This window comes from Steroidobacter sp. (assembly GCF_016790065.1).
Lineage (GTDB): Bacteria > Pseudomonadota > Gammaproteobacteria > Steroidobacterales > Steroidobacteraceae > Steroidobacter.
This window is the reverse complement of sequence record NZ_JAEUPY010000640.1, coordinates 1-7,257: the sequence shown is the minus strand read 5'-3', so window position 1 is coordinate 7,257 and position 7,257 is coordinate 1. Positions and strand designations below refer to the sequence as shown.

Sequence of the window (7,257 nt, the reverse complement as noted above, 5' to 3'; positions counted from 1 at the left end):
CGCGCCAGTGCTTGCATGGTCGGCGTGTCCAAGCCGCTGGCATCTTCGAACACGCACAACGGATTACCGGTGAGCGTGCCGCCATTGAATGTGAACACATTGACGATGCGAAAGTTGAGTGTGCGCATGACGGAGTCTCGTGATCGATACGCTGTTGTAAGCGCTGGACGAGCTCGCGTAAATGCACAGTCCGGCACGCGAATGCCGGCACAGATGCCGACGGCTGTTAGTTAGGCAGCGGCGGCAACTGTGCTTCGATCAGGCGAGCCGCGGCAGCGTAGTCCACGGCAGCCAACGAGTCGGCGTTCTGCGTCAGTGTGGTCAGAATCTGGTTCTGAATCCGGCCGCGTTCGTAAGCCACTGCATAAGGAATATTGTCGCGAAACATCACCATCGAATAGCGCGGCACAAAGCGCTGCGGATGGCGGCGCTCCAGTTCCAACGACAATGCTTTGTGCAAATGGAACTTGGGATCGCGCACGGTATCGCGCATTTCCAAATAGTTCTCGATGGCCATGTCGGCGATGGCATTGGTGTTGGGTCGGCGCGATGTTTCGAACTGGCGGAAGCCGCTGGCCCAGTCGTCGTTGTTCGCCAGCAAGGCGTCGAGCTCGCGACAGTCTTCGAAACAACAGTTCATGCCTTGGCCATGGAAGGGCGTGATGGCATGCGCCGCGTCGCCGATCAGCAGCAATCGATTTTCTAACGACCATTGCTGACAACGCACCGTGCCCATGATGCCGGTGGGATGCTGGAAAAACTCCTCGGCCAGTTCCGGCATCAGCTGCCGTATATCGGGAAAGTGCTGGGCAAAGAATGCTTCGATACCGGCCGCGTCGGTCAATGTTTCGAAGCTGTCCGGACCGGTGAGCGGCAGAAACAATGTGACCGTGAAACTGCCGTCGATATTTGGCAGTGCGATGAGCATGAAGCCGCCGCGCGGCCAGATGTGTAGTGCATGTTTGTCGATGCGCGGCCGACCATCGGGGAGCGGCCGCAGCGTCAATTCTTTGTAACCGTGTTTGAGCAAGTCTTCGCTGCAGGCCACGTTACGTTGTTCCACCAAGGCGCGACGTAACACCGAACCGGCGCCATCCGTTGCGAACACCCGTGCCAACGGAATTTCGTGCGACGGATTCGTATCGTTCTTGAAGATGACCTTTTGACGAGCAAGGTCCGCACCGACCGCGGGATGCCGGAACAACAGTTCGACACCAGCGCGCTCGGCTGCATCGAGCAGAATGCAATTCAAGCCAGGGCGAGAGACCGAGTAGATGACTTCTTCTGGCCGCTGACCGTACGGCACAAACGTGAGCCCGCCATTCGGGTCATGCAACATGCGGCCGGGCATGGGCACCAGCTCCGGTCGCACGCGCTCCATGACATCCGCCAACTCCAACGCGCGAATGCCGCGAGCAGCGAGGGCGAGATTGATGGAGCGGCCGGCGTCGACTTGGACGCGTCGCATGTCATCTTGCCGCTCATACAATCGCACGCGGTGACCGCGGCGAGCCAGCAAGATTGCTAACAGCGTGCCCGCCAAGCCTGCGCCGACGACGGCGATGGGCTCGTTTCGTAAGCCATCGTTCATTGCAGCGCCTGCTCCAACGCGGCGACGAATTGCCACACATCGAGGAATGAGTTGTAGAGCGGCACCGGTGCCACACGGATGATGTCGGGCTCACGCCAGTCGCAGAACACACCTTGCGCCGATAGCGAGTCGAAAGTTGCGCGTGCTGCGGTGGGTGAGCGACGTAATCGAATCGACAGCTGACAACCGCGCGCTTCCGGATCGCTCGGGGTGATGATGCTAAGAGCGTTGGCTAAACGAGCTTGCAACAACGCTTCCAGGTAGCCGGTCAGTCGTAACGACTTTGCTCTCAGCTGGTCCATGCCGGCGCTATCGAACAGCGGCAGCGAGGCCAGTAACGGAGCAGCAGCCAGAATCGGAGGATTGGAGAGTTGCCAACCTTCCGCGCCCGGAATCGGTCGAAACTCTGCTGGCATTTGAAACCGGCTGTCCTTGTCGTGACCCCACCAACCGGCGAAGCGCGGCAGATCCAGAGAGCGAGCATGGCGTTCATGCACATAGCATCCGCCGATGGCGCCCGGCCCGGAGTTCAAATACTTGTAACTGCACCACACGGCGAAATCGACATCCCAGTCATGCAATCGCAGCGGCACGTTGCCGATGGCGTGCGCGAGATCGAAGCCGACGACGCATCCGTGACGGCGTGCGCAGCGGGTGATCGTCTCGATGTCGAAGCGTTGCCCGGTCAGATACTGCACGCCGGCCAACATGACGGTAGCGATGCGATGACCTTCGCGTTCGATCAGCGAGCAAATATCTTCGGTGCGAATCGTATCTTCGCCGGCGCGCGGGCCGATCTCGATCAACGCGGTCTTCGGATCCAAACCGTGATGCCGGATCTGCGAAGCCACCGCGTACTGATCTGAAGAGAACGCACGCTGCTCGATCAATATCGCCTCACGGCCCGGCTGCGGTCGATAGAAGCTCGCCAGCATCAGATGCAGATTCACCGTCAGCGAGTTCATCGCGACCACTTCCAACGGCTGCGCACCCACCAGCGTGGCCAAGGATTTGGTGAGCTGTTCGTGATAAGGCAGCCACGGTCGCGATGACGCGAAGTGGCCCTCTACGGCGAACTCGGCCCAATGTTTCAACTCGTCGTTGAGAACTCTCGCCACGCCACGCGGCTGCAATCCCAGCGAGTGTCCGCACAGATAGAGACTGTTGCTACCGGCGTGCTGAGGAATGAAGAACTCGGCGCGCAGTGGCGCCAATGAATCGGCAGCGTCCTGCTGCTCGGCAAAGGTTCGCTCGGTGGCGATGTTCATGCGGGTGACAGAGCTAACAAAATGGGCCGGCTCGGTGCGGCATCGATCATGAAAGGGGCGACCTGCAAGTTCAGCAGATACGCGCCATCGGACACTGCGCTATCGATATACGCCAGTTCAGTGATGGTGGCACGCGGGCGCGTAACAGTTTCTGCCGACGTGCTGCCAGCTGGCATGCCCCAGAAGATGCGGTGCGCGGCGAGGTGGCCGCCGTCTTGCGCGCGATCAATAGAAGGCAAGTCGACGACCAGCGTGTCGATGCCTTGCTCGACGACATATCTCATGGCGTCGGTAGTGAAGTAGGGCGGCATCGGTCCGCTGTCGTAATTGCGTGTAAGTTTCGACGCGTCGTTCGGTGATGTGCGAACCACGAGTGCCTGATAGTCGCCGAGCTTGGCGTTACCAACGGCGGCCTGCAGCGCGGCGAGCGAGATGACGCGATCGTCGGCGTTGTCAGGTGACGGCACTGGTGCAATGGTTACCAGCAGCGCGGCGCTGAGGTGGCGCACGGCGAGGTCGCGAACACTCAAACGTTCTCGAGTGATATGACCAGCGCACTCCGTGTGCGTGCCGTTGCAGTGAGGCGTCAGCGTATGGGTCGAGCAATTGCAGCTGCCGCCATGACGCACGTCGCCGACGAATGAGCCGGCGGTAATGGCTCGAGCACTGGCGGGTTCGGCACCGAAGAAGGTCGGCTGCGCCTCGTTGAAATGCAGCGGAATGGAAATATCGTGGCCTGCGCTTGCGACCTGCCAGCGTCGACCAGCGATGTCGACGACCAGCGCAGCAACGGCAGAGGACGAATCACGCATCGAACGAATCGGCTCAGCGCTTGTGGGCGACCGCGCCGCAAGCCTGACAGGTACGCATTTCTATGGAACCGTAGAAGCGCTCGAACACCGGCGGCAACTGCGTGACGATGTCGCTGACATGCAAATATTCGGCATGCAGCGGATAGGAGCAGTGCTCGCAGAACCACAGGAAGCCGTCCTGCTCTTCGGCGCGACGCTTGCGCTCGATCACCAGTCCGACGGTATTGGCCGGCCGCTGCGGCGAATGCGGGACGCGCGACGGCAGCAGCAGGATCTCGCCTTCGCGAATCGGAATGTCGACGCGAGCACCGTCCTGCATGGTGCGCAGGGTGATGTCGCCTTCCAGCTGATAAAAGAATTCCTCGCCTGGATCCTCGTGATAGTCACTGCGCGCGTTCGGGCCGCCGACCACCATGATGATGAACTCGGATTCCTGGAACACCAGCCGATTGCCCACCGGTGGTTTGAGGAATTCGCGATTCCGATCGATCCATTCGCGAAAGTTGAAAGCTTTGAGCGGGCTCATGCAGGTTCTCCGCGGGTGGCCAGTATACCTGCTGAGCGTGGACAGCATAGGCGCCGGGGCCGGCTTGCTTCCCAGAGCGCTACGGACCATGCTTGACGGCCTTGCGGAGGACACCGCCCATGGCGCGGCCCAGTAGAAATTCAGGCGTATTTTCAGGCTGGGCTTCGGCCCTGGCTGCCGCGTCGTTGTGGTTGGCAGCGCTGGCGGCTGTGCCTGCGAGCGCGGCGGAAAGCCCGGCCGAAGCCAGCGCTACAGCGGGCGCGACCAGCGCCGACCCGGTTCAGGCGATCTGGAAGCATCAGGAAATCGGCTTCTACTTTCAGAGCTTCACCACCTTTTATTCTTGCACCGGCCTGGAGGCAAAGCTCGAGCGCATCATGCGCGAGCTCGGTGTGCACGCGAAGGTGCGGGTGCGCTCGGCGGATTGCCCAGCATCGGTGGCTCGTATGCCGCGCGTGACCATGCGTGTCGTCGGTCCGGTCGAAGCGACCCCTGAAGAGCTGGCTGAACGAGACAAGAACAAGAGTGTGCGTGAGTTGACCGAGCGAGTGCGCGGCAAGAAGAACGCTCATCCGTTCGACAGTCTGGAGCAATTCCCGGCACAGTGGCAGCGAGTGTCGTTGACGCGCGGCCGCTTGGACCTGCAGCCGGGCGACTGCGAGCTGATCGAGGAGCTACAGAAAAAAGTGCTGCCCAAGCTGGCGGTGCGCATCGTGAAGGACGACGTGCAATGCTCGCCGAATCAACTCACGCTGGGTCAGCCTCGGCTGGAAGTCGACGCATTGATGGAGTTGCCGAAGCCCGATCAAAAAGCTGGCGAGCAACCAGGCGAAGGCAATTAGCGAGCGCTTTACTCGCTGCCGACGCTGAGTCCGGACGAAGAACAAGGCACGAATATCGGCGCCGGAGCGTTGCCATCGAGCCGAACAGCGCACAGCTTCTCGCCCCACACACAACCAGTGTCGATGGCGAGCACGCCGTCAGCATCGTGATAACCCAGCGCTGACCAATGACCGCAGACGATGCGCGTGTCGCTCGAGCGGCGGCCGGGCACTGCGAACCACGGCATCAGATGCGACGGTGCATCCTTCACTTCGCCTTTGAATTTCAAGTTCAGCCGGCCGTCTTCGGTGCAGAAGCGCAGGCGCGTGAAACAGTTGGTGATGAAGCGCAAGCGTTCGTTGCCGCGCAGATCGTTCGACCAGCGATCTGGTTTGTCGCCATACATGTGCGCGAACAAATCTCGGCAGCGGCGCTCATCGCGTAGCGTTGCTTCGAGTTCTCCAGCGCAGGCTTGTGCCGTTGCCAGATCCCACTGCGGCGGCAGTCCGGCGTGAACCATCGTGTAGCCCAGCGTGGCATCGTGATGAAGCATGGATCGATGGCGCAGCCAATGGATCAGCTCGTCGCGATCCGGCGCTTGCAGAATGGGCTGGAGCGTGTCCTTGGATTTGATCGGCTCATGCGGCGACAACGCCAGTGCCAGCAAATGCAGATCGTGATTGCCGAGCACGCAGATCGCGGCATCGCCCAGCGCTTTCACTCGGCGTAACACTTCGAGCGAACGCGGGCCGCGATTCACTAGATCGCCGACCAGCCACAGCTGGTCGCGCGTCGGGGAAAAGTTGAGACGAGTCAGCAGCTGCCCGAATTCTTGGTCGCAGCCCTGAACGTCGCCGATTGCGTAGACGGCCATTGGCTAGGCCGCGTGCGGGTTAGTGCAACAGCCCTGGCATGGCCAAGGTGAATGGCGCGATGGGCGCGTCGAAGTGCGCACCGTCATCGGCCAGCATCTGGTAGCTGCCCTGCATGGCGCCCACCGGAGTCTCCAGCACCGCGCCGCTGGAATAACGAAAGCCCTGGCCCGGCAACAGATACGGCTGCTCGCCGACCACGCCTTCGCCGCGCACTTCCTTCACCTTGCCGTTGGCATCGGTGATCACCCAATGGCGCGTCAGCAGCCGCGCCGGCACCTGACCTTCATTACGAATGGTGATGGTGTAGGAAAACGCATAGTGGCCTTCATCCGGTTTGGACTGCTCGCCCACGTAATTGGCGCTCACGTCGACGCGGATCTTGTGGAGCGCGTCGGTAGTGCGATCGGTATCGCGCACCGGCGTGGCGGTGGCAGCAGAGCGACCTTTGGGAGGCGTGGTATCTGTCATATCCGAATGACTGGCTTAGGCCGGCTAGATTCTAGCAGCCTCGCAGTCTCCCAGGTTGCTCTCGCCGCAGGCGCCTTATGTCCGACTCAGTGCAACCGGACCGCCAGCACATCGCAAGGCGCGGCGTGCAGGATGGTGTCTTCGGTAAAGTTGAGCAGAATGGCCAGGCCATGGCGCTCGCGGCTGCCGAGCACGATGAGATCGCTTTTCAGGCGCTGCGCGGTACGGATGATCTCGGTCTTGATGCCGCCGGTCTCCACCAACTGTCGGCTATTCGACAGCGACAGCTTCTGCGCCAGCTCGGCCAGGCGCACCTTGGCGCGCTCCACCAGCTCGCCCTCGATTTGCACGGTGGGCAACAAGGCTTCGCCCATGGGCTCCACCGGTACGTACTCGACCACGTGCAACAGGGTGATCGCCGAGCCATAGCAAGCCTGAATGGCTTTGGCGCGTTCGCCGATGATCTGGCTGTCATCCGACAGATCGACCACTAGCAGAATGTTTTTGTAGTCGGCCATTGCAGTCCCCTCCAAGCGTCCGCCGAAGCCGGCGAGACCGATTATAGGACGATCACTGCGCGGGGTCAGACTGGATCGATGGGGGTCGCGGCGGGCTGATTGGCTAACCGACCGGCCAGTCGGGCAGCGAGGGCCACGAATTGCGCCGGCGTCAGAACTTCGGCGCGTAACCCCGGATCGATGCCGGCTGCAACGATGTCTTCGGTGTCGAGCAAGGCTTTGAGCGAATTGCGCAGCGTCTTGCGGCGCTGGGAAAACGCGGCGGCCACGACCGTGGCGAAATGACGCGGCTCGCCGATTTCCAGTGGCGTCTCTCGCGGGGTGAGCCGGAACACTGTGGACACGACCCTCGGCGGCGGCTTGAACGCGCCGGGGCC

Annotated in this window: 9 protein-coding genes and 1 pseudogene; 1 reads left to right on the top strand and 9 read right to left on the bottom strand. The window is 61.4% G+C overall.

All coding sequences use genetic code 11. The features are described 5' to 3' along the window. The 5 genes and pseudogenes from JNL55_RS37525 to JNL55_RS26515 all read right to left on the bottom strand — a co-directional run. Nucleotides 1-128, bottom strand: a pseudogene (locus JNL55_RS37525) (phenazine biosynthesis protein PhzC/PhzF); the annotation flags it as partial. Nucleotides 129-226: 98 nt separating this feature from the next. Beyond that, a complete protein-coding gene (locus tag JNL55_RS26530; protein WP_293861599.1) occupies nucleotides 227-1,591 on the bottom strand; it encodes an FAD-dependent oxidoreductase in 1,365 nt (454 codons plus the stop codon). Then, nucleotides 1,588-2,859, bottom strand: coding sequence for a kynureninase (kynU, locus tag JNL55_RS26525; protein ID WP_293861596.1), 1,272 nt, complete (start codon nucleotides 2,857-2,859; stop codon nucleotides 1,588-1,590). Before kynU ends, JNL55_RS26530 begins: the two co-directional genes overlap by 4 nt. Beyond that, nucleotides 2,856-3,671 carry a cyclase family protein gene (locus JNL55_RS26520; protein WP_293861593.1) on the bottom strand — a complete coding sequence of 272 codons (816 nt, stop codon included), beginning with the start codon at nucleotides 3,669-3,671 and terminating at the stop codon, nucleotides 2,856-2,858. Before JNL55_RS26520 ends, kynU begins: the two co-directional genes overlap by 4 nt. A gap of 13 nt (nucleotides 3,672-3,684) precedes the next feature. Beyond that, complete coding sequence (locus JNL55_RS26515) at nucleotides 3,685-4,197, bottom strand: 3-hydroxyanthranilate 3,4-dioxygenase (RefSeq protein WP_293861590.1); 513 nt, start codon at nucleotides 4,195-4,197, stop codon at nucleotides 3,685-3,687. A gap of 119 nt (nucleotides 4,198-4,316) precedes the next feature. Between JNL55_RS26515 and JNL55_RS26510 the strand changes: the two genes are divergently transcribed. Then, complete coding sequence (locus JNL55_RS26510) at nucleotides 4,317-5,039, top strand: hypothetical protein (protein ID WP_293861587.1); 723 nt, start codon at nucleotides 4,317-4,319, stop codon at nucleotides 5,037-5,039. An 8-nt stretch (nucleotides 5,040-5,047) separates the two neighbouring features. On the opposite strand, the gene JNL55_RS26505 is transcribed toward JNL55_RS26510, so the two are convergent. From JNL55_RS26505 to JNL55_RS26490, 4 genes are all read right to left on the bottom strand, one after another. Further along, complete coding sequence (locus JNL55_RS26505; RefSeq protein WP_293861584.1) at nucleotides 5,048-5,893, bottom strand: symmetrical bis(5'-nucleosyl)-tetraphosphatase; 846 nt, start codon at nucleotides 5,891-5,893, stop codon at nucleotides 5,048-5,050. A 19-nt stretch (nucleotides 5,894-5,912) separates the two neighbouring features. Beyond that, nucleotides 5,913-6,362 (bottom strand): Co2+/Mg2+ efflux protein ApaG, encoded by a 450-nt coding sequence (apaG, locus tag JNL55_RS26500; RefSeq protein WP_293861581.1) that lies wholly within the window; start codon nucleotides 6,360-6,362, stop codon nucleotides 5,913-5,915. A gap of 86 nt (nucleotides 6,363-6,448) precedes the next feature. Further along, nucleotides 6,449-6,880 (bottom strand): universal stress protein, encoded by a 432-nt coding sequence (locus JNL55_RS26495; protein WP_293861578.1) that lies wholly within the window; start codon nucleotides 6,878-6,880, stop codon nucleotides 6,449-6,451. A gap of 65 nt (nucleotides 6,881-6,945) precedes the next feature. Next, a partial coding sequence (locus JNL55_RS26490) for an rRNA adenine N-6-methyltransferase family protein (RefSeq protein WP_293861575.1) occupies nucleotides 6,946-7,257 on the bottom strand: 312 nt, incomplete at its 5' end.